The following is a 20,578-nucleotide window of genomic DNA, read 5'->3' as shown; positions in this document are numbered from 1 at the left end:
AGGACGCACAGGGAAGCAGGGCCGGGGGATGCCAAACTTTTTTATCTGCACCCAATTTTAAAAAGGCGATTGACAAAACACACGGCACAGTGGTAAGGTATAATTACTCTGTAACCGAAACAAATTTTAAGAAAAGGAGGTAAAACCTATGTCTAACGGAAACAGAAAGGCCGCTGCACTATCGGACAATGAGAACAGACTGGGAATTGCCTCTTGGTATAATAACGCTTCGTACACTTCTTAAAAGGTTCATACGGTTTGTTTTCCACCGTATTCCTGCTTCATAAGGGGCCAAAGCGGCATTTTACCACGACAGGTAATTCTGGCGTGGTTTTTTTGTGGAAAAACGCCTTTTCTTTATGGATAAGACCTTTTCCCAGGGCCGTTTTACCGCCTTCACCACGCCCGGAAGCATCCTCTGCTTCCTCATTCTTTTCTTTCCAATCCTAATTTTAATCTTACATAAGGGGGATTTGACACAATTATGAAAAAGTTATCCAGTTACTTAATGGAGCACAAATTCGGTTATCTTTGCGGGTTTGTTTCCATGGTGATCGCCGTATCCCTGGATATGATATCACCACAGCTCACCAAGCATATCATTGATGATGTCATCGTAGGCGGGCGGATGGAAAGCCTGAAATACCTGCTGGGCGGCATACTGCTTGTGGGCGCCGGCCGCTGTGTATTCGGCTATACCAAGGAATTTACCTTCGACCGGATAGGCTCCTCCATCGCCACGGAAATGCGCAAGAATCTTTTTGCCCATATCCAGTCGCTGAGCGCCGATTTTTTTGATAAAACAAATACGGGGGAATTGATGTCCCGTGTCAAGGATGACATTGACCGTATCTGGAACGCAGTCAGTTATGTGAGCATGCTCATCCTGGAGGTGATTTTCCATACCGGCATCGTGCTCTTCTGCATGTACCGCCTGAACTGGAAGCTGGCGCTGATTCCAACTGCCGCCATGCTGATTACCGGTACGATCGCCGTTCTTGAAGAACGCCGTCTGGGCGCTATTTATGAAGATATCAGTGAAGAAAACGCGGTGCTTAATACCGTAGCGGAAGAAAACCTGGCAGGAGTGCGGACGGTTAAGGCGTTTGCCAGAGAAAAATATGAAATCGGGAAATTCCTTTCCCATAACAACCGTTATTATGAACTGAATATGCGCCAGTCCAAGGTTTTTGTTAAATATTATCCTTACTTCTCCCTGATTACAAAGCTGCTGCCCCTGATCATCCTGTTTTTTGGAGGCGGTCTGGTCATTCAGGGTAAACTGAGCATCGGAAGCCTGAGCGCCTTTGTGGAGTATTCCATGAATATCGTATGGCCGATGGAAATGCTGGGATGGCTTTCCAACGACTTCTCTTCTGCCGTGGGAAGCTACCGTAAAATCAGGAAAATTTATCAGGTAAAACCCAGCATTACAGAGCCTGGGGATGTGCAGGTGCTTCCCGCAGTAAAGGGGAAGGTGGAATTCAAAAATGTATCCTTTCATAAGGAAGACGGGTACGAAATCCTCCATGACATCTCCTTCTGCGTCCAGCCCGGCAACACAATCGGCATCATGGGAGCCACCGGCGCGGGAAAGACCTCTATCATACAGCTGCTCCAGCGCCTGTATGACGCTACGGACGGAAATGTTTATGTGGATGATGTGAACATCCGGGATTTGTCCTTAAAACAGCTGCGCAGCAACATTTCCCTTGTTATGCAGGATGTTTTCCTCTTTTCCGATACCATCAGCGAAAACGTAAAACTGGGGAAACGGGGTATCGTGGATGCCTCTACCATCCGCGGGGCTTCCGCCTGTGCACAAGCCAGCGAATTCATCGAGAAGCTGGATGAACAGTATGAAACAGTTATCGGGGAACGGGGGGTAGGGCTTTCCGGCGGGCAGAAACAGCGTATCAGCATTGCCAGGGCTATCGCCAAGAAAAACCCCATTCTGGTTCTGGACGATTCCACCAGCGCTTTGGATATGGAAACGGAATATGCCATTCAGCAGGCACTGCTGGAGTTAAAAAATACAACTAAGCTGATAATCGCCCATCGTATCAGCGCAGTCCGCAATGCGGATGAAATCATTGTACTGGAAAACGGTTCTATCAGGGAACGGGGGACACACGAAAGCCTTCTTTCCCAAAAGGGCCTGTATTATGAAACCTGGCAGGCACAATATGGTGTGCTCGGTACCGGCCAGGAGAGAAAGGAGGCGTAAAACACATGCCTGTTAATTCATATAAAGATGACGAAAAAACAATAGAAGTCGGAAAACTGGCGACATTGGGACGCCTCTTTAAATATCTGCTCGCCTATAAGAGCCAGATTGTAGGTGTTCTGTTTATTATGGGGTTTTGCGTTGTCGTTACCCTTCTGAATCCGCTGATCATGGAGTCTGCGGTGGATGACTATATCACCGGAGGGGATTTTACCGGCCTTGGACGTCTGATCCTATTTGCCATAGTCCTGAATCTGATCATGGTTCTGGGAATCAAGCTGCGTATGTATGTCATGGCTAAGGTGTGCAACAGCATCCTGGTCACCATCCGTCAGGAGCTGTACAGCCACATCCAGACACTGGACTTCCAGTTTTTTGACAGCCGCCCCACCGGGAAAATACTTGCCCGCATTATCGGTGATATCAATTCCCTGAAGGATGTACTCTCCAACTGCGTCACCACGCTGATTCCGGATTTTATTACCATCTGCGCTGTAGTGGCTATCATGTTTGTTAAAAATCCGGGGCTTGCGGCGGCTTCCATGATAAGCCTTCCCCTGATGGCCGCCTGTATCTGGTACATCCAGACACGCTCCCATAAACGGTGGCAGATCCACCGGAAGAAGTCCTCCAACCTGAACGCGTTCGTTCATGAGGATCTTTCGGGTATCCGCATCATCCAGAGCTTCGGGGCGGAAGAAGAAACCATGGATACCTTCCGCGAACTGACTAAGGAACACAGGGATTCCTTTATCCATGCCGTCCGCCTGAATGATGCGATCGGCTCAGTCATCGATTTTTGCTGGGGAATCGGTATTGTTTCCCTTTATTTCACAGGAATTATCATAATCGGGGCGGAAAAGGTGTCCATCGGTACCTTTATTGCCTTCGGAACTTATATTTCCATGTTCTGGCATCCTATTATGAACCTGAGCAATTTCTATAACCAGATGATAACCAACATAGCAGGTGCGGAACGGGTATTTGAAATTATGGATACCCCCTCTGCTATCACCGATCAGGATGATGTGAAGGAGCTTCCCCAGATACAGGGAGATGTGGTGTTCGATAAGGTCACTTTTTCCTATGACGGCATAACCAAAATCCTGAATCAGGTGAGCTTCCATATCCGTCCGGGAGAAACCATTGCTCTGGTAGGCCCGACAGGTGCGGGTAAAACCACCATTGTTAATCTGATCAGCCGTTTCTATGATATCCAGGAGGGCCATGTCTATATTGACGGCCATGATGTCCGTGAGGTATCCATTGAAAGCCTGCGGCATCAGATGGGTATCATGACCCAGGACAATTTCCTGTTTTCGGGAACAATCAAGGATAATATCCGCTATGGGAAGCTGGATGCCACGGATGATGAAATCATCGCCGCTGCGAAAGCGGTAAACGCCCATGATTTCATTATGAAACTGGATAACGGTTATGATACGTTTCTAAGTGAAAGAGGCGGCGGCCTGTCCATTGGCCAGAAGCAGCTTCTGGCATTTGCCCGCACGATGGTATCCGATCCCCGCATTCTGATTCTGGATGAAGCCACCTCCAGCATCGACACCAAAACGGAGCTGCTGGTGCAGGCAGGTATCGAAAACCTGCTGAAAGGGCGTACTTCTTTTGTTATCGCCCACAGGCTTTCCACGATTCAGAAGGCAGACCGCATTTTTGTCATTGACAACGGCACTATCGCTGAGGAAGGTGACGCCGCTTCGCTGATGGCTCAAAAGGGCGCTTATTACCATCTGTATATGAGCCAGTTTAAAAATGTCATATAGCCAGGGAATCCATTCTCCGGCATTTCCAAAAGGAAGCCCTCCGCCGTTTAAACCGGCGGAGGGCTTCCTTGATTTGTGTCACGCCTTTTCCACTCTGATTTGCAGTTCGGTCACAAATTCCTCCGGCTTCATCGTATACCGGTTATCAATAGGATACAGTTCCAGAATATCGCCCGTTATCCTGTAGCCTCTCCGGGAAGCTTCTTCCAGCAGCTCCAGCGCACGCTGCGGGGACTGCCGGTATTCTCCCCGGTAAAAGGTACACAGATAAGTGCCTTTGGGTAAAAGGAAATCATAATTTCCTTGGAAATCATAATTTCCCCGGAAATCATAATTTTCCCGGAAGCCGCTGCTTCCTTCTTCCCCGCTTTGCAGGATAAAAAATACGGAATGAAACAAATAATAGATTCCGTTCTTCACATCCGCGGCCGAAAGGCTGGCGCCGAAATTCTGATCCCCGATGCTGCGGATTTTATCTTCATGTCTCTTCTGCAGCCTTTTTATGGCAAAATCAACCTCATCGTCCCTGGTTATATCCTCGTTCAGCTGCAGGCAATACCTGTTTGGATAGGGAACCTCCCGGTAAGAAGCCTCCTCCTCATTCCGGTATTTCATGATATGTTCCATTCGTTTCTCAATTGACTGCTCCGCAAGCCTGAGTTTCTCCTTCTGCTGATGGATCGATTTCTTTTCATCCTCCAGCATACGCATGGTGTTATCCAGATTCAGACTTTCCATGTACGCCTTTACCTGCTTCATGGAAAATCCCAGCTGAAGCAGATCCCGTATGATATTGAGGCGGCAGATGTCCTTCAGACGGTACAGCCGATAGCCGTTCTTTCCTCTCTTGGGTTCCAGTACGCCGATTTCCTCATAGTAACGAAGAGAATCCGTACCGATCCCGTATAATTCTGAAATTTCACCGATTGTATAGTAATCTTTCATAATTGCGCCTGCCTTCCATCCCTTTTATCGTTGTAATCATTACAAAAAGCAAAAAAACATTGACCTTGGTATTATACCAGAGTTTATAGTTATTTTACATCCGAAAATATAAGATACGCAAACTTCGCAGGCAGCCGGCGGAAGCTCCTTCGTCAACTGCGAAGTTTGCGTAAGAAAGAAATGAGGTTTTATTTTGCGTACCATATTACAAAAGAATTACAGGGAAATGCTTCAAAGTCTAAAGGACATCTTCCCTTTGAAAACTGTGTTATCCATTCTGGCCGGCACTGCTATCCTGGCGTTTGGCATGGTGAATATCCATAAACGGGTTCATATTACGGAAGGCGGTGTCCTCGGCATGATTCTTCTGCTCAATTACTGGTTCGCCATACCTGCGGCCCTGTTGTCACCGCTGCTGGATGCCCTGTGCTATCTGTTCGGTTTCCGGTATCTGGGTAAGGATTTCCTCATCCGTTCCATCGCTGCAACACTTTGCCTCGCAGGTTTTCTGAAGCTGTGGGAAAGCCTTCCTTACCTGTTCCCGGATTTGACCGAACATCCCCTTGCGGCGGCGGTTGCAGGAGCCTTTTTCGTCGGAATCGGCGTTGGTCTTGTGGTCAGGCAGAAAGCTTCCAGCGGAGGGGACGACGCCCTGGCAATGGTTATCTCGAAGCTCACCCGGTGTAAAATCGCCCGTGCCTATCTGGCAACGGATATTACGGTGCTCCTTCTTTCCCTGACCTATATCCCCCTTGGCCGTATTGCCTATTCCTTTGTCACTGTAACCATTTCCTCACTGCTCATCGACTTTATCCAGGATTTCAGCCTGGAAACATGGAAACAGCGCGTGCGCAAGCACATCCGTTTGGCACGTTGTTCACAGGAATAACCCTCTGCAGAACCTCCGGCCGCCGGCGGCAAACAAAAGCAGGCACACCGATGCCGTAACCACAGGTACAAGCAGTATATAACCTCCCCCAAACCATTGCTCCTCCCAGGGTCCTTTGTACATCTGGAAACCGGAGAGAACCGCAGGGCTAAAGGAAAAAATCCTTGCCGCCAGAGGGACTCCCGCCCTGACGCCCCAGTCAAACAGAATACCTCCCGCAAAATAGGAAATCCCCAAGATGCTGACCGCTTTAAACGGAGTCTCCGAACAAGCGGAAATACAGTAAGCGCACCCGGCAATGAGCAATATCGCACAGCTTCCCGTTAAAACAGCCACAGCCGTTGCCGTTCCCAGCGAAACGGTAAGTGTGGTATCCAGCCATGCATATGACGGCTGTCCCAGGCCGCCGCTCCAGTCTGACGCTCCCCAGACGCAGAAAACGAATAGAAAATCAGCCGCCAGGAAACCCATATAAACCATCAGCGACAGGGTAACGGCGGCGGCCGCCTTGCTCCAGGCCGTTTCCTTTCTACCTTTCATTGATGTCCACAGCAGTCCCTGCATATTACGGCTGTATTCTTCTGCAAATAACGGGGCTGTGAACAGCATAGACAGCAGGGACGCAAACAGACCGTGAACTCCCAGAAGCAGCAGGAGCGCTGCCGCGCCTTCCCCCACACTATAGTCCGCCTGTTCGGCATACATCCACCATATAGCAAATGTAAACACGGCACAACCGGAAACCGCAGCTAAATGCAGCGGTTTTTTCCATATTTTCTCCAGTTCAAACAAATATAATCTCATCTTCCGTGCTCCTTTCTGTTACGGCACCAACCGTCATACACCATCCACAGTCCCGCTAGGCAGAACAGGATAGCTGCCACAGCCTGCAAAATACGGTAAGGGCTTCTGCCTGCATTATAAAGGGGTATCATCATATAAAATGGCATCCCATATACCAGAAGAGAAAAAAGCGGAGTGAGAAAGGTAAATACCATCAGCATATTTCTCACAACGGGAAACGCAAACACGAAGGCGGAGATACATACGGAGGACAGGGTCCTTTCACAGCAGGCGGAAATACCGGAAACCAAGAGCACAAGCACCGTAACGCCCAATACCGCCCGGGGCAGATAGATCCCAAACAAAAAGCCTCCTACCGTTACAGACTTGGGCCACATATAGGGAGCAGCGTCCAGACAGAGGATATTTGCCTTCAGCCCTTCAAAACCATACAGAAAGCCGCATGCAAGAAACAAAACCGATGCCAGCAGGAAGAAGCCGCCTGCAGCGACAAGCCAGGAGGAGGCGAGCCGGGCAAGAACCATTTTCCGTCTTCCCTCGGCACTCGCTCTTATCACCGGAGCCGTGCGGAGTATTTTATCCGAGGAATATACAGGCGCCAGCAAAATTACTACGGTGATCCCCCAGACTATGGCCAATCCCATAAAAATTTCCCACAGTTCATCCCATCCTTGTGTACAGGCAAAATAAATACTGTCTCTGTAGCTGCAGGCTCCCAAACGGCTTTCCTGATCTGTTAACGGAATAATCCGTGAGGCTTTCCGTCCTTCTCCGCTGTAATCTGACATTTTTTCTGTAACAAAGCGGTTCAGAAAGTTACCGTACACACATCTCCCGTCCTCATCATAGCGTGCAAAACCAAACCTTGCGATTATCGCTTCGGCTTTCTCGTCTGTCAGATACCCCTCATATTCCGCCGTAAGGCGCCGGTTGTATTCTGCGGCTTTCCGGCCTGTAAGCGTCTCTTCTCCGGTAACTACAGTGGGCAGCATGGACCAGGTAAGATAGCTTCCAACCAGCAGGGAAACGGCAAACCCGATCCACAGGACAGGCCGTTTCCACAATTTCTCCAGTTCTGTCCGCAGCAGCATCATTGCGCCTCCTCCCTGAAATAATACAAATAGACATCCTCCAGCACCGGCGCCGCACACACTGCCTCCGGTGCCGGACATTCCTCCGCAAGGATACGCATGGCTACCTTATCTCCCTGGTTCTTCAGGTTGCTCACCGCATACATACCGCTCATCCGCTGTGCGCCTTCGGGATCCGTCACAATCTCCCACACCCGGCCCTGAACCTGCTTTGTGATATTTTCCACACTTCCCTGCTGCAGGAATTTTCCTTTTTTCATGAGCAGGATTTCATCTGCGATGTATTCCACATCCGAAACAATATGGGTGGAAAGGATCACGATCCTGTCTTTGGAAAAGGAACTGATAATATTCCGGAACCGGATGCGCTCCCTGGGATCCAGTCCGGCTGTAGGTTCATCCAGTATAAGAATTTCCGGGTCATTGAGCATTGCCTGCGCAATCCCCAGGCGGCGTACCATCCCTCCGGAAAAGGTCTTGATTTTTTTCCTTTTACTGTCCTCCAGGCCTACCATAGCCAGCAGTTCTCCGGTTTTCTGTTTTGCTTCCAAAGCGGGAACCGCTTTCAGTGCCGCCATATACAAAAGGAATCTTTCTGCGGTGAAATCCGGATAAAATCCGAAATCCTGGGGCAGATAACCCAGTAAGCGTCTGTAGGAGGCCCCCAGCCTGCCGATTGGATTCTGATCCAGCATAACGGCTCCCTCGTCCGGCCTGAGAATATCGCACATAAGACGGAGCAGCGTGGTCTTGCCGGCGCCGTTTGCGCCCAGCAGACCGTAAACGCCATGGGTAAAGACGGCATCTACATGATCTACCGCACAGGTATCCTTATATTTTTTTGTAACCTGATTCAGTGTCAGTTCCAGCATATTTTTTCTCCTCTTTCCAGTTCTTTGGTCAGGTAAACAATCTCTGCGGCCATAAGCGCGGCAGCTCCGAAAAGGGCGGCTATCCACAAGCCAAGAGCGGATATTTCATAAAGGCCCGGAAGCAGTACCGGCAAAAAGGAAAGACAGCCGGCAGCCAAAAGAATGCTTATCTGCAGCAGCTTCCCTCTCCCCCGTCCAAAGGTAAAAGCGGTAAAATACAACAGCATATTGCATACATACGGTGTCAGCAGATAGAGGCTCACCCGAAGCAGTCCCGCCTGCAGCCTTCCCTGGGACACGCCGATAAAGCATGCCAGAAACAAAAGATTCAGCAATCCGGTTATTGCCATCCTCACTGCCAGCAGCTGGCGCAGATTCAAATAGCAGCTCTGCTCCAGTTCCGCCATACGGCAGGCAAAGCTTTTGGCAAGTTCCCCAAATCCGGTTATCCCTATCAGTGCCAGCAAAGCAGACAGTGTCGGCAGCAGCAACAGTTCCCGGCTGTTTGCTGCGCCTGTCTGCAGGCTTACCGGCAGATACAGGACATCCGCCCTGCCGGCGATCCAGATTCCCAGACACAGCAGCGCTGCCTGTAAATACCAGTAATCAGCGGATATCATTGAAAGCACGGTCCGGAATATTTCCGCGGCGGACGGCGTATAGCTTGTTTTCTTTCTGTCAATTTCCAGACGGACGGCTTCCATTGCCGCTGCCCTTCGGTTTGGATCCACTTCCGGCCCTTTTCCGAAGAGCGCCCTGCCCTCCTTCCTGGACCAGCCGTTCTGTTTCTTTTTACCGAAATCCATTTCTCAGGCCTCCTCCAATAGCTTCTTCAGCTTGATCTTTCCCTGATGCAGCCTGGATTTAACCGTAGCCGCATTCGTTTCCGTAATCCGGGCGATTTCCCGTATTTTCAGTTCATCATAATAATACAGGATCAAAGCTTCCCTCTGCAGCGCAGGAAGAAGTCCAAGGGCCTTTAACAGCGTATCATGGTAATATGGTTCCTCTGTCCATGACACCCCTTTTTCTTCTGCCACCTGATCCATCTGTCCATTTATGAATTCCTGTTCCCTTGCTGCACACTTAAAATAGTCCCGGCAGACATTTCTGGCGATAGTGAGCAGATACCCTTTCAGGTTGTTATCCCGGTAGCTGTCCGCATAGCGGATAAAGCGGATAAACGTTTCCTGGGCGCAGTCATAGGCATCCTCCCGGCTCCCCGTCTGATAACAGCAGAACCGGTAGATATCGTCATAGTATTTTTCCGCCACCTGTTCCAGCAGTGATGTGTTTCCCTTATGTATTTCCCTGATCAATTTTGTATCGTCCACGAAAGAGGCCCCTTTAGTGTATTCAATGGCAACGTGCAGTCTTGTTACGTAACGGTTAAGACAGGTCGGTACTGTAACACCGTTACACCTTATATAACTTCTTTTTAGAAAAAAAGGTTTTAAAAAAGCAGAAGATTTTTTCTCCTGCCTTTTTCCATGCCTGTTCAGTTCCAGTCTATCATTATCAGCAGCATGCCGTTTTCCACGGTAATACTGCTTTCCTTACCGATAAATTCATTGCTTACCCCAACCGGGAAATCATTGGTGACAACCGCTTTATCGAGAAGATATTTCATATTACGGATGGTAACTCCTTCCGCCTTCTCCCCAAGGGAAAACAAGGACAGAAAGCCCTCCAGGTTCTTTTTAAAGCTAACGGTTTCATTTCTGGCTACCAGTATCATACCGTTTCCGTCCATCAGATATCCTTTTGCCCCTTTCTCCTTTAAATAGGCCAGGCATTGGATATTTGCCATGGTATGGGAAAGCCTGCCTCCCTGCCCCCCGTAAATGACGAATTCCGTAAATCCCCTCTGCAGCCCTTCTTTAATGGCCGCCAGCATATCCGTATCATCCTTTTGCGCAGGAAGCACCTTCACCTTTTCGGGATGGAGGGCGCGCATTTCCATAATGGATTCCAGATTGCGCTCATCAATGGAATCAAAATCTCCCATGATCATATCCGGTTCTATTTCCAGATATCTGCAATAGCCAAAACCGCCGTCCGCCGCAATTATAAAATCCCCTTCATGAAGAGGAATTTCCGAAACGGTCAGATCCCCTGCCCCGATAATCACACATCTACCTGCCATAGCTGTTCTCCTTTTCTTTTATAATCCGATTTAACCGACCAGATTTTTTTTACTCCATTTTCCGGTAAGATACCTGCCTAAGGATATAAGGTAATTCACCGTCCATCCCGCCGGCACCGCATACCATACCGCCGCCACTCCGATCACAGGCGCAAGGAGGAATGCCCCGGATACCCGGATTCCCAGATTCACCAGGTTCGCCAGCGTAAATACCACCACGTCCCCGGCTCCCCGGAGGACTCCGTCCGTAACCGCCTTCAGGCCGATACAGATAAAGAAAAACTTAATAAAAGATAAATATCCCGTACCCGTTTCAAATGCCACCGTACCGCTTTGGCTGTCCATAAATGCACCGATAATCTGCTTATCAAAGAAAAACAGAAGCAGGCCGATTAAAAGCGCAAAACCGCCGGTGATGGCATAGGCGGCCCGGTATCCTCTGCGGACGCGTTCCGGCTTTCCAGCTCCCATATTCTGGGCCGTAAAGGTAGACATCGCGTTTCCCGTGGATATCATGGGAACAATACAAATGGACTCTATCCTGGTACCGGCCGCATAACCGGCAAGAACCGAAGAGCCGAATCCATTTACCACAGACTGTACCAGCAGCATGCCGATGGAAACGATGGACTGCTGCAAAATGGACGGAAGCGCTATCCTTACCATGGAACCGAGAATTCCCGCATCATATACCGGCACAGTCCCTTTGGCCTCAAAGCTGCGCAGGCGGTGCATCAGCAGCAGAAAGGATATGACAGCCGCCGTTCCCTGCGCAATTACCGTTGCTATCGCCACACCTGCCACTCCCATCCCGAACTGCGTTACAAACCACAGATCCAGGAAAATATTTAATACGGAGGAAAAAATGAGCAGGCACAAAGGCGTTCTGGAATCTCCCATCGCATTGAACATAGAGGAAAGGATATTATACATAAACAAAAAAGGCATTCCCAGAAAATAAATTCCCAGGTAGATCCCCGCCGCTACCAGAATATCGTCCGGTGTATTCAGCCATACCAATATCTGCCGGTTCATCAAAAAACCAAATACCCCCAGCAGGCCTCCCACAGCAAGGAAGGTCAGGAGCGCCGTGTAAACGGAGGTTTTCATTTTTCCGGTATCGCCGGCTCCCAGATATTGGGAGGTTATGACGGAAGCGCCGATCCCCCCGCCGATCGCAATCATTACAAATACATTTGTAAGCGCATAAGAAGCGCCTACGGCAGCCAGAGCCTTCTCCCCCACAAACTGCCCCACAATCATGGAATCCACCATATTATAAAACTGCTGGAACAGATTGCCCAGGATCATCGGAAGGGCAAACAGGAACAGGGTAATTCCGGGAGAATCCTCCAGCATATTCCATTTTCGTGCTCTCTTCTTCACCATTCTTTCTTTCCCGCCCCTTGTGCTCCATCCGGCCGGTAACAATAGCGGGCAGCACCAGTTCGGGCACATTTCCTTTCTGTTTCCTTTTCTCACAGCATGTCCCGTACTCATTACATAATACATGATACTGTTCACTCCGTAATCTGTAACGAATACATTCTTTTCTATTGTAGCAACTTTTTCCCCTGTTGAAAAGATTTTATGTTAAAATCTATTTTGGCATTGTATGATTATCACTGATTACGGTTCCGTGTCCCGCCCTGCGTTTTTAGCCGGGCAGAAGGAACCGCATAAGATATACTCCGGACAGAAAATGAGGTTGCTATGTTTACTTTCCCTGCAGACATGACCGTTTCCCAGAAACAGGCATTTGAAAAAAGATACCGTCAGGCGGCGGCATCGTATTTTCCTATGAGAGCGGCATATTATCAACAATTTACGGGCGGTACCTATAAACGCATTACCATACGGGGCCAGCGGACACGCTGGGGCAGCTGTTCAGGCCGCGGTACCCTCTCCTTTAACTGGCGGCTTATGATGGCCCCTCCCAAAGTGTTGGATTATGTGGTGGTCCATGAGCTTTGTCATCTGAAGCATATGGATCATTCCCGGAATTTCTGGAATGCGGTGGCGGATGTCATGCCGGATTATAACGATCATAAAAAATGGCTGAAGGAGCACGGATCGGAACTATTTATTCTGGATACCTGAACCTCTTATGGCGTACATATGATTCAGGGGTCCATTCCCTTTCCCCAGATCAAGCATTGCCTCAAGCGCTCCGTTCAGGTATTCTTTTGCTTTTCGTATGCTCTCCTCTATATCGTTCCCTTCCGCCATATGGCAGGCGATGGAGGAAGAAAGGGTGCAGCCGGTACCATGTGTATTGGGATTCTCTATACGCGGAGATACAAAACGGGATACCTTTCCGCCGCAAAACAGAATATCCGCCGCTTCCCCTTCCCGGTGCCCGCCTTTTATCAGTACGGCATTTCCGGTGCGCAGGGCAAGCCTTTCCGCCGCTTCCTCCATATCCGCTTCTGTTTGGACAGACAGGCCGGTCAGAGTCTGTGCTTCGGGGATATTCGGTGTAATGAGCGTTCCCATAGGCAGCAATTCCTCCTCCATAAGCTTCCGCGCCCGGTAAGAAAGCAGCTCACGGCCGCTGGTGGATACCATAACCGGATCAATTATGATATGGGACGGCCGGTACTGCCTCAGCTTATTCAGAATCACTTCCAGGATTCCTTTCCCGGATACCATTCCTATCTTAACCGCATCGGGATAAATATCCGAAAAGACACTATCCAACTGAGCCGCCACAAAATCCGGTTCCACGTCCCGTATCCCATATACGCCTCTGGTATTCTGTGCAGTCAGGGAGGTTATCACGGCGCAGGCGTACAGGCCGTGCACCGTGATGGTTTTTATGTCCGCCTGTATCCCGGCTCCGCCGCTGGGATCAGAGCCTGCAATCGTAAGTATTTTTTTCATCAAATATAGTTATCCTTTCGTCAAAAGATCGGATGTAATAATCCGACAGCTTCCGAAGGTTTTCTTCCTCATCGGCCGCAGAAGGGTCATAAACCGCCGCTACCAAAAAGCCGTCCTTTTTTGCCGTCCGCACCGCATAAAGAGCATCTTCAAATACCACCGTATCTTCTTTTGCCGTTCCGAGAATGCGCAGGGCTTCCCGGAAGATGGCAGGTTCATCCTTTCCGGCACCGACCTCCGCACAGGTGAGAACTTCCTCAAAACAATCCAGAATCCCGTTTCTTCGCAGCGCTTCCTCTATAAGGTTCTTATCCGTTGCGGTAGCCACACACATCTTTATATCTTCCTTCCGCAGCATTTCCAGCATATCCTTCACGCCTTTCTTCAGCTGTACCTTACTGCAATAAAAAGAGGCGATCATGCCATTGATATCCTCTATGATCGTTTCCTGCGAATCCGTTATTCCATAAGCCGATTGAAAATAAGAAGCCGCCTGGTGAAGGCTCCTGTTTTTTAACTGCTCCTCCAGATCCTTCCGGGGAGAAAGCCCCTTTGTGCGCAGATAATCCGCACCCAATGTATCCCAGACGGACATGGAATCCAGCAGGGTTCCGTCCGCATCAAAAACAGCGCCTCTTTGTTTCAGGGTCTTTGCCAGTCCCAGCAGTTCTCTGCAATCCTTCTGTATAGAAGGGCTGGCGAAAACAGCGGAAACCAGAGCCACTCCGTCAATCCCTGTGTTTCTTAGTTCATGCATGTTCCCCTTATGGATCCCGCCGATAGCGCAGACCGGAATGGAAACCGCACGGCAGATTTCCCGGAGTGTATCCAGTGTAACCTCCTGCGCATCCGCTTTGGTGGAGGTGGCAAACACCGCGCCGACTCCCAGATAGTCGGCTCCGTTTTTTTCCGCTTCCACCGCCTGTTCCACTGTCTGGGCCGATACTCCCAGCAGCATAGCATCCCCAATCCTTCTGCGTACCTCTCCGGCCTGCATATCCCGCTGTCCCACATGGATGCCGTCCGCTTTGCAGCGGACAGCCAAAGTCACATTATCATTGATCAGAAAAGGGACACCATAGCTGCGGCAAAGCACTTTTATTTCCTCTGCTTCCTTCAGGAAATCCTCCTCCGGCATATCCTTTTCCCGGAGCTGGACACAGGTAACCCCGCCCTTCAAAGCCTCTTCCACCTGCCAGCGAAGCGTTTTATCCCCAACCCATGACCGGTCGGTTACCGCATACAGAAGCAGGGTTCTTTTCTCACATTTCATGGCTGTTCTCCTTTTGAAAGCGCCATAGTACCGTCTGCCTCCAGCCTATATTTCCGGAATTCTGCCCCTTTTTCCAATGTTTTCCCATCCATATGATATACGGCATCAATGATATAATTTCTGTATGCGGCATTCCCCTCTTCCGGAGTCAGCCTGCTGAAGGCCCGTTCTCCGCAGATTCCCATCGCACATACCGCGGCGGCAACGGCATCCAGGGGGCAGCCGGGATTTGCAGCAAGATAAGCGGTTATCATGGCGGAGAGCATACAGCCCGTTCCTGTCACTTTACGCATCATAGGATGGCCGTTTCTTATGACATACATGTCACTCCCGTCCGTTACCATATCCACAGCCCCGGTCACCGCCACCACAGCCCCGGTTTTCCGGGCAAATGCACCGGTAAACGCCGCTGCCGCATCCAGAGTGTCATCCGTAACCGCATCCATACCGTCCGCGTCCACCCCTCTGGTCGTCCCCATCCCCAGGGCAAGCGCTTTGATCTCGGAAATATTTCCCCGTATCGCCGTAAAACGCACCTCCTTCAACAGCTTCTCCGCCGTTTCCGTACGCAGCCGGCTGGCGCCCGCTCCAACCGGATCCAGAAGCACCGGATGCCCGCAGGCATTTGCTTTTTTTCCCGCAGCCAACATGGCGGGTATCGTACGCTGATTCAACGTCCCTATATTGATATTCAGCCCGGCGCAAAGGGAGGTGATTTCCTCCGCTTCCTGCAAATCATCGGCCATAATAGGAGAACCCCCGCAGGCCAGCAAAATGTTGGCACAATCGTTTACAGTAACATAGTTCGTGATATTATGGATAAGGGGTGCCTGGTTTTTTACCCGTTCCGGAAAAGCCGCCATAGTGTTTTGTTCCATGGAATTTTTTTGTTCCATGGAATGCTTCTGTTCCATGGAATGCTTTGTCTCTGTCTGCATATTTATCCCTCTTTTCTCATCTTGCTCGTAACGGTTTTATCCCTGTTACTCTTATTCTTCAAAAATGGACACAATCTCTCCGTCCAGAATCCGGTTCATGTTTTTCACCGCGCAGAAGTTTCCGCACATGCTGCAGGTATCCTCTTTTTCCGGCCTGGAGGCTTCCCGGTAGTTTACGGCTTTTTCCGGATCCATGGCGAGGCGGAACATTTCGTTCCAATCCAGCCTCTTGCGTGCTTCACTCATGGAATTATCCCAGGACATCGCTTCCGGTACCCCTTTGGCAATATCTGCCGCATGGGCGGCAATCCTGGCAGCAATAATCCCTTCCTTCACGTCCGCCAAATCCGGGAGGCGCAGATGCTCCGCCGGGGTCACATAGCACAGAAAAGCAGCCCCGGCTGCGGCTGCGGCCGCGCCGCCGATAGCGGCGGTAATATGGTCATAACCCGGAGCCACATCGGTCACTATCGGCCCCAGCACATAAAAGGGGGCGCCGTGGCAAAGTGTTTTCTGGATTTCCATATTGGCGGCAATCTGGTTCAGCGGCATATGTCCCGGCCCTTCCACCATAACCTGCACCGCCTTTTCCCAGGCCCTTTTTGTCAGTTCTCCCAGAGTAATCAGTTCCTCAATCTGGGACGCATCTGAAGCATCCGCCAGACAGCCGGGCCGGCAGGCGTCTCCCAGGCTCAGCGTAACATCATATTCCCGGCAGATATCCAGGATTTCATCAAAATAGGCATAAAAAGGATTTTCTTCCCCTGTCATTTCCATCCAGGCGAAAAGAATGGAGCCTCCTCTGGAAACGATATTGGTCAGCCTTTTGTTTTTCTTGAATTTATGGGCGGTTTCCCGGTTAATGCCGCAGTGGATCGTCATAAAATCCACACCGTCCTCCGCATGCATGCGCACGATATCCATCCATTCCCGTGAGGTTATCTTCATCAGCGGTTTGTGATAAGAAACCACCGCATCATAGATAGGCACCGTTCCGATCATCGCCGGGCAATTCTGCGTAAGATACCTTCTGAATTTCCGGGTATCACCGAAGGAGCTCAGATCCATAATGGCCTCCGCACCCATATTCACGGCGCTGCGCACTTTTTCATATTCCATCTCCAAATCCGTCATATCCCTGGAGGTCCCCAGATTCACATTGACTTTCGTTTTCAGCATCGAGCCAAGCCCGTTAGGCACCAGGGACTTATGAAGCTTATTACAGGGAATGATGATTTTTCCCTCTGCCATAAGCCGCATAAGAAGTTCTTCTGAAAGCTTTTCTTTTCCGGCAACAATTCTCATCTCTTCTGTAAGGATTCCCTTACGTGCCGCCTCCATCTGTGTAGCATAATCCATCCTGCTTCCCTCTTTCCTGTTCAGGAGGGCCTGATTCGGAGGAGAAATGTCTGTATCCGGAGGAAAGTCCAAAAAAACGGAGCATACCCCTATAGGTATACTCCGCTGATAAACTGATCTCTCACTTCTTCCTACGTTGGCATTACCCAAATCAGGTTTAAGGGTCGAAGTTGGATTACTTCCTCTCAGCCTGCTCACAAGCTCCCCTGAACATATGTATTTTGCAATACCGGTACCGGTATTGTTCTGTCGGTTATCATATCATGACTGCCGTTTTTTGTCAAATGTGCGTCTGACGGGCCTGTGATTACCGTTCGTACTTGTCTGAACGGTCACCGCTCATGCTCTCTTGGAAAGCACTTCCTCTTCATACTTCTTCACTTCCTTGAACCAGTCACCCTTTACAGGCACATTGTTCTTTTCGCAGAAATAATCCCAGACATCACCGAAAGGATAGGTCTTCATTTCCTCCTGCATTGCCATCAGTTCGGTAAACTGGTTGGTATCCTGCAGCTCCTTGAATTGCTTGTTGGGAGAAACAAGGGCGTATAACAGGGCCTTCTGCATATTTCTCATGCCTACTGTCCACGCGGACACACGGTTAATGCTGGCATCAAAGAAATCCAGGGCGAGAAGAACGCGGTCAATGGCGTCATTTCTAACGATTTCTTTGGCAATTTCTTTGGTTTCATCATCAAACAGCACTACATGGTCACTGTCCCAGCGGACCGGCCGTGTCACATGGAGGGCAATCTTCTCATTAAACAGAAGCATGGAAGATATTTTATCGGATACCAGCTCCGTCGGATGATAATGCCCGTTATCCATCAGGCTGATGATACCGTTCTTAGCCGCATAGTTTATGGTGAATTCACTGGAACCTACGGTATAGGATTCCAGGCCGATGCCGAACACCTTGGATTCCAGGCATACGAGAACCTTTGCTTTGTCATAAGGGATAGAAAGTATCTGATCCAGGGAATCCTTAAATCTGGCTCTGGGGCCTATTCTGTCGGCAGGAATATCCTTGTAGCCGTCCGGGATCCATATATTCATTGCACAGGGAACGCCCAGTTCTTCCGCAAAATACTGGGAAATGCGGACACACGCTTTTCCGTGTTCAATCCAGAAATTACGCACCTCATCAATAGGGCTGGACAGGGTAAGTCCGTCCACTACCTTACTGTGCGAGAAAAAGGTGGGGTTAAAATCCAGGCCGATTCCTCTTTCCTTAGCGAAATCCACCCATTTCTGAAAATGTTTGGGCTCCAGCTTATCTCTGTCCGCAAATTCGCCCTCTTCAAACACAGCATAGCTGGCATGCAGGTTCAGCTTATGCCTGCCGGGTACCAGGCTGAATACCTTATCGATATCCGCCATCAGTTCTTCCGGTGTTCCGGCCTTTCCGGGATAATTTCCGGTAGCCTGGATTCCCCCTGTAAGAGGCCCCTTCTGATCAAAACCGGTTACATCATCCCCCTGCCAGCAGTGCATAGAAATTGCAATTTTTTCAAGGGTTTCCACTGCCTTGTCCGTATCCACACCCATCGCCGCATACATTTCCTTCGCAGAATCGTATCTTTCTTTTACGTTCATAAATCTTCCTTTCCGTCCTCCAGGGACACCGTGTCTCTTAACACTTTTTTTATAATAGGATTACTGCCTTCCGGCATTGGCCCCTCTCCGTTTCCGGAGGAAACCAGCTGTCATTCAGCTGGGATCATACTTTTTCACGCCGAAGGACTCATAGATGCAGGCGCGTACCTGGGCAAGCCCTGCGAATTTACCATCCTTGAGCATCTGTACCGCCAGGTTTCCGATTGCGGTAGCTTCACCGGGACCGGCATAGACACAGCAGCCGGATTTATCTGCGGTAAGCTGGTTCAAATAGGCCGCATGGGAACCGCCGCCCACGATATTGATGGAATCAAAATGTCTTCCCGTCAACGATTCGATTTCCCGCACGGTTTCCGCGTAGCTTTCCGCCAGGCTCTGGTAAATAACCGTCGCGATCTGTCCGGTGGTTTCCGGCTCTTTCCATCCATTTTTTCTGCAGCAGGCTTTGATCGCCTCCGTCATATTTTCAGGCGCCAGAAAAGCGTCGTCATTTACATCCACACGGGATGGGAAATCACTTTCCTGTGCCGCCATCTCACAAAGCCCGGCAAAGGAGTACTTATCTTCCAGCTCATGACGTACGGACTGTATCATCCATAGCCCCATGATATTTTTCAGATAACGGAAACGGTATTCATAGCCGCCCTCATTTGTAAAATTCCGTTTTCTGCTCTCCGGCGTACAAATAGCCCTGTCATTTTCGATTCCCATCAAAGACCATGTCCCGGAGCTTATGTACAGACAATCCTCCGTGAGGGCCGGCACCGAAATAACCGCCGATGCCGTATCATGGGTGGCAGGCATAACCACTTCGCAGGAAAAGCCCACTTCTTCCTCCACCTCTTTGGAAAAAGGTCCCACCACGGTTCCCGGCATATGCAGGGGGTGGAAAACAGCAAGGTTATATCCCAATCTTTCTATCAGTTCATAATCCCACTGCTTGGTTTCGGGGCTGACAAGCTGGGTCGATGTGGCGTTGGTATATTCGGACATTTTATTCCCTGTAAGCAGAAAATGAAAATAATCCGGCAGCATCAGCAGCCAGTCGGCTTTCTCCATATTCTCCGGCTCCTGTTTTGAAACCGCCATAAGCTGGTAAATGGTATTAAAAATCTGTTTCTGGATCCCGGTTCTGGCATACAGCGCATCCTCCGGAATGACCCGGTAAACCTCTTTATCCATTCCTTTTGTCCTGCCGTCCCGGTAACCATAGGTATTGCCCAGAATCCGATCTTGCTTATCAAGCAGCACATAATCCACCGCCCAGGTATCGATTCCCATGGACTTCGGTACCTTTCCCGCCGCCTTACAGGCCTTCAGCCCTTCTTTGATCTCACGAAACAGCGCAGGGATATTCCAGCACAGATGACCGTCCTTTTTCTCCATACCGTTTTCAAACCGGTATACCTCTTCCAGTTCCATTCTGCCGTTTTCCAGATGCCCCAGAATATGACGGCCGCTGGAAGCCCCGATATCTACCGCAAGATAATATTCAGCCATAATCCACTCATTCCTTCCCGTGACTTACCGCCACACTTTTGTAATCCTGACATCACTCTATTTATTATACTACCGGCATCCTCCTTTTTTTAGGACGGGGATTGCAAATTTACCGTCCTTATTTGCACTTTTTTTATCTGCCCCCTCTGGCTCTTTGACTTATAAAAAGCAAAATGGTATGATAACCTTACTCAGTCTTTCCCCGCCAGACGGGGAAAGTCCTCCGGACAGACCGCCGGTCTTCCTCACT

The 20,578-nt window shown here is 49.8% G+C and carries 18 protein-coding genes and 1 riboswitch; of the genes, 4 read left to right on the top strand and 14 right to left on the bottom strand.

Going from position 1 to position 20,578, the window contains the following annotated elements; translation table 11 throughout:
* Positions 1-484: 484 nt before the first annotated feature.
* Positions 485-2,227, top strand: a complete 1,743-nt coding sequence (locus DXA36_RS21260; protein ID WP_118681449.1) for an ABC transporter ATP-binding protein — start codon at positions 485-487, stop codon at positions 2,225-2,227.
* Between the two features lie 5 nt (positions 2,228-2,232).
* Positions 2,233-4,011, top strand: coding sequence for an ABC transporter ATP-binding protein (locus DXA36_RS21255; RefSeq protein ID WP_118681448.1), 1,779 nt, complete (start codon positions 2,233-2,235; stop codon positions 4,009-4,011).
* A 78-nt stretch (positions 4,012-4,089) separates the two neighbouring features.
* On the opposite strand, the gene DXA36_RS21250 is transcribed toward DXA36_RS21255, so the two are convergent.
* Positions 4,090-4,956, bottom strand: a complete 867-nt coding sequence (locus DXA36_RS21250) for a MerR family transcriptional regulator (RefSeq protein ID WP_118681447.1) — start codon at positions 4,954-4,956, stop codon at positions 4,090-4,092.
* A gap of 226 nt (positions 4,957-5,182) precedes the next feature.
* On the opposite strand from DXA36_RS21250, the gene DXA36_RS21245 reads away from it, so the two are divergent.
* The gene (locus tag DXA36_RS21245; RefSeq protein WP_118681446.1) at positions 5,183-5,845 is read left to right on the top strand and encodes a YitT family protein; all 663 of its coding nucleotides are present in this window, start codon (positions 5,183-5,185) and stop codon (positions 5,843-5,845) included.
* On the opposite strand, the gene DXA36_RS21240 is transcribed toward DXA36_RS21245, so the two are convergent.
* From DXA36_RS21240 to DXA36_RS21210, 7 genes are all read right to left on the bottom strand, one after another.
* Positions 5,834-6,649: a hypothetical protein gene (locus DXA36_RS21240; RefSeq protein WP_118681445.1), complete on the bottom strand. Its 816-nt coding sequence runs from the start codon at positions 6,647-6,649 to the stop codon at positions 5,834-5,836. The two genes, DXA36_RS21245 and DXA36_RS21240, sit on opposite strands and share 12 nt — an antisense overlap.
* On the bottom strand, positions 6,646-7,743 hold the full coding sequence (locus tag DXA36_RS21235; RefSeq protein WP_118681444.1) for a hypothetical protein: 1,098 nt from the start codon (positions 7,741-7,743) through the stop codon (positions 6,646-6,648). Before DXA36_RS21235 ends, DXA36_RS21240 begins: the two co-directional genes overlap by 4 nt.
* The gene (locus DXA36_RS21230) at positions 7,740-8,612 is read right to left on the bottom strand and encodes an ABC transporter ATP-binding protein (RefSeq protein ID WP_118681443.1); all 873 of its coding nucleotides are present in this window, start codon (positions 8,610-8,612) and stop codon (positions 7,740-7,742) included. The genes DXA36_RS21235 and DXA36_RS21230 overlap by 4 nt, the downstream gene beginning before the upstream one ends.
* A complete protein-coding gene (locus DXA36_RS21225; RefSeq protein WP_118681442.1) occupies positions 8,600-9,418 on the bottom strand; it encodes a hypothetical protein in 819 nt (272 codons plus the stop codon). Before DXA36_RS21225 ends, DXA36_RS21230 begins: the two co-directional genes overlap by 13 nt.
* A gap of 3 nt (positions 9,419-9,421) precedes the next feature.
* On the bottom strand, positions 9,422-9,946 hold the full coding sequence (locus DXA36_RS21220) for an RNA polymerase sigma factor (RefSeq protein WP_118681441.1): 525 nt from the start codon (positions 9,944-9,946) through the stop codon (positions 9,422-9,424).
* Between the two features lie 164 nt (positions 9,947-10,110).
* Positions 10,111-10,758 carry a thiamine diphosphokinase gene (locus tag DXA36_RS21215; protein ID WP_118681440.1) on the bottom strand — a complete coding sequence of 216 codons (648 nt, stop codon included), beginning with the start codon at positions 10,756-10,758 and terminating at the stop codon, positions 10,111-10,113.
* Positions 10,759-10,788: 30 nt separating this feature from the next.
* Entirely contained in the window at positions 10,789-12,147 is a 1,359-nt protein-coding gene (locus DXA36_RS21210) for an MATE family efflux transporter (RefSeq protein WP_118681466.1), read from the bottom strand.
* Between the two features lie 324 nt (positions 12,148-12,471).
* Between DXA36_RS21210 and DXA36_RS21205 the strand changes: the two genes are divergently transcribed.
* Entirely contained in the window at positions 12,472-12,858 is a 387-nt protein-coding gene (locus DXA36_RS21205) for a M48 family metallopeptidase (protein WP_118681439.1), read from the top strand.
* Here the strand turns inward: DXA36_RS21205 and thiD are convergent.
* The 6 genes from thiD to rhaB form a co-directional block, all read right to left on the bottom strand.
* Complete coding sequence (thiD, locus tag DXA36_RS21200; protein WP_118681438.1) at positions 12,838-13,641, bottom strand: bifunctional hydroxymethylpyrimidine kinase/phosphomethylpyrimidine kinase; 804 nt, start codon at positions 13,639-13,641, stop codon at positions 12,838-12,840. The two genes, DXA36_RS21205 and thiD, sit on opposite strands and share 21 nt — an antisense overlap.
* Positions 13,610-14,914 carry a thiamine phosphate synthase gene (gene thiE / locus DXA36_RS34070; protein WP_118681437.1) on the bottom strand — a complete coding sequence of 435 codons (1,305 nt, stop codon included), beginning with the start codon at positions 14,912-14,914 and terminating at the stop codon, positions 13,610-13,612. The genes thiD and thiE overlap by 32 nt, the downstream gene beginning before the upstream one ends.
* Positions 14,911-15,777 (bottom strand): hydroxyethylthiazole kinase, encoded by an 867-nt coding sequence (gene thiM, locus DXA36_RS21190; protein WP_118681465.1) that lies wholly within the window; start codon positions 15,775-15,777, stop codon positions 14,911-14,913. The genes thiE and thiM overlap by 4 nt, the downstream gene beginning before the upstream one ends.
* A gap of 126 nt (positions 15,778-15,903) precedes the next feature.
* Positions 15,904-17,211 carry a phosphomethylpyrimidine synthase ThiC gene (gene thiC / locus DXA36_RS21185; protein ID WP_118681464.1) on the bottom strand — a complete coding sequence of 436 codons (1,308 nt, stop codon included), beginning with the start codon at positions 17,209-17,211 and terminating at the stop codon, positions 15,904-15,906.
* 111 nt (positions 17,212-17,322) lie between these two features.
* A riboswitch (TPP riboswitch) is annotated at positions 17,323-17,429 on the bottom strand.
* 121 nt (positions 17,430-17,550) lie between these two features.
* Positions 17,551-18,807, bottom strand: a complete 1,257-nt coding sequence (locus tag DXA36_RS21180; protein ID WP_118681436.1) for an L-rhamnose isomerase — start codon at positions 18,805-18,807, stop codon at positions 17,551-17,553.
* A gap of 114 nt (positions 18,808-18,921) precedes the next feature.
* On the bottom strand, positions 18,922-20,328 hold the full coding sequence (gene rhaB, locus DXA36_RS21175) for a rhamnulokinase (RefSeq protein WP_118681435.1): 1,407 nt from the start codon (positions 20,326-20,328) through the stop codon (positions 18,922-18,924).
* Positions 20,329-20,578: the final 250 nt, after the last annotated feature.

Origin of the sequence: Eisenbergiella sp. OF01-20, from assembly GCF_003478085.1 — a bacterium.
Classification (GTDB): Bacteria; Bacillota; Clostridia; order Lachnospirales; family Lachnospiraceae; genus Eisenbergiella.
The sequence above is the reverse complement of the archived record's forward strand: the minus strand, read 5'-3'. Positions and strand labels throughout refer to the sequence as shown.

Excerpts from the sequence above, each read along its gene's own strand:
- rhaB (WP_118681435.1), bottom strand. The coding sequence starts at position 20,328 with ATGGCTGAATATTATCTTGCGGTAGATATCGGGGCTTCCAGCGGCCGT.
- thiC (WP_118681464.1), bottom strand. The coding sequence starts at position 17,211 with ATGGATTATGCTACACAGATGGAGGCGGCACGTAAGGGAATCCTTACA.
- thiD (WP_118681438.1), bottom strand. The coding sequence starts at position 13,641 with ATGAAAAAAATACTTACGATTGCAGGCTCTGATCCCAGCGGCGGAGCC.
- DXA36_RS21230 (WP_118681443.1), bottom strand. The coding sequence starts at position 8,612 with ATGCTGGAACTGACACTGAATCAGGTTACAAAAAAATATAAGGATACC.
- DXA36_RS21215 (WP_118681440.1), bottom strand. The coding sequence starts at position 10,758 with ATGGCAGGTAGATGTGTGATTATCGGGGCAGGGGATCTGACCGTTTCG.
- DXA36_RS21240 (WP_118681445.1), bottom strand. The coding sequence starts at position 6,649 with ATGAGATTATATTTGTTTGAACTGGAGAAAATATGGAAAAAACCGCTG.
- DXA36_RS21210 (WP_118681466.1), bottom strand. The coding sequence starts at position 12,147 with ATGGTGAAGAAGAGAGCACGAAAATGGAATATGCTGGAGGATTCTCCC.
- DXA36_RS21235 (WP_118681444.1), bottom strand. The coding sequence starts at position 7,743 with ATGATGCTGCTGCGGACAGAACTGGAGAAATTGTGGAAACGGCCTGTC.
- DXA36_RS21250 (WP_118681447.1), bottom strand. The coding sequence starts at position 4,956 with ATGAAAGATTACTATACAATCGGTGAAATTTCAGAATTATACGGGATC.
- DXA36_RS21260 (WP_118681449.1), top strand. The coding sequence starts at position 485 with ATGAAAAAGTTATCCAGTTACTTAATGGAGCACAAATTCGGTTATCTT.
- thiE (WP_118681437.1), bottom strand. The coding sequence starts at position 14,914 with ATGAAATGTGAGAAAAGAACCCTGCTTCTGTATGCGGTAACCGACCGG.
- DXA36_RS21245 (WP_118681446.1), top strand. The coding sequence starts at position 5,183 with ATGCTTCAAAGTCTAAAGGACATCTTCCCTTTGAAAACTGTGTTATCC.
- thiM (WP_118681465.1), bottom strand. The coding sequence starts at position 15,777 with ATGGCGGCTTTTCCGGAACGGGTAAAAAACCAGGCACCCCTTATCCAT.
- DXA36_RS21255 (WP_118681448.1), top strand. The coding sequence starts at position 2,233 with ATGCCTGTTAATTCATATAAAGATGACGAAAAAACAATAGAAGTCGGA.
- DXA36_RS21180 (WP_118681436.1), bottom strand. The coding sequence starts at position 18,807 with ATGAACGTAAAAGAAAGATACGATTCTGCGAAGGAAATGTATGCGGCG.
- DXA36_RS21225 (WP_118681442.1), bottom strand. The coding sequence starts at position 9,418 with ATGGATTTCGGTAAAAAGAAACAGAACGGCTGGTCCAGGAAGGAGGGC.
- DXA36_RS21205 (WP_118681439.1), top strand. The coding sequence starts at position 12,472 with ATGTTTACTTTCCCTGCAGACATGACCGTTTCCCAGAAACAGGCATTT.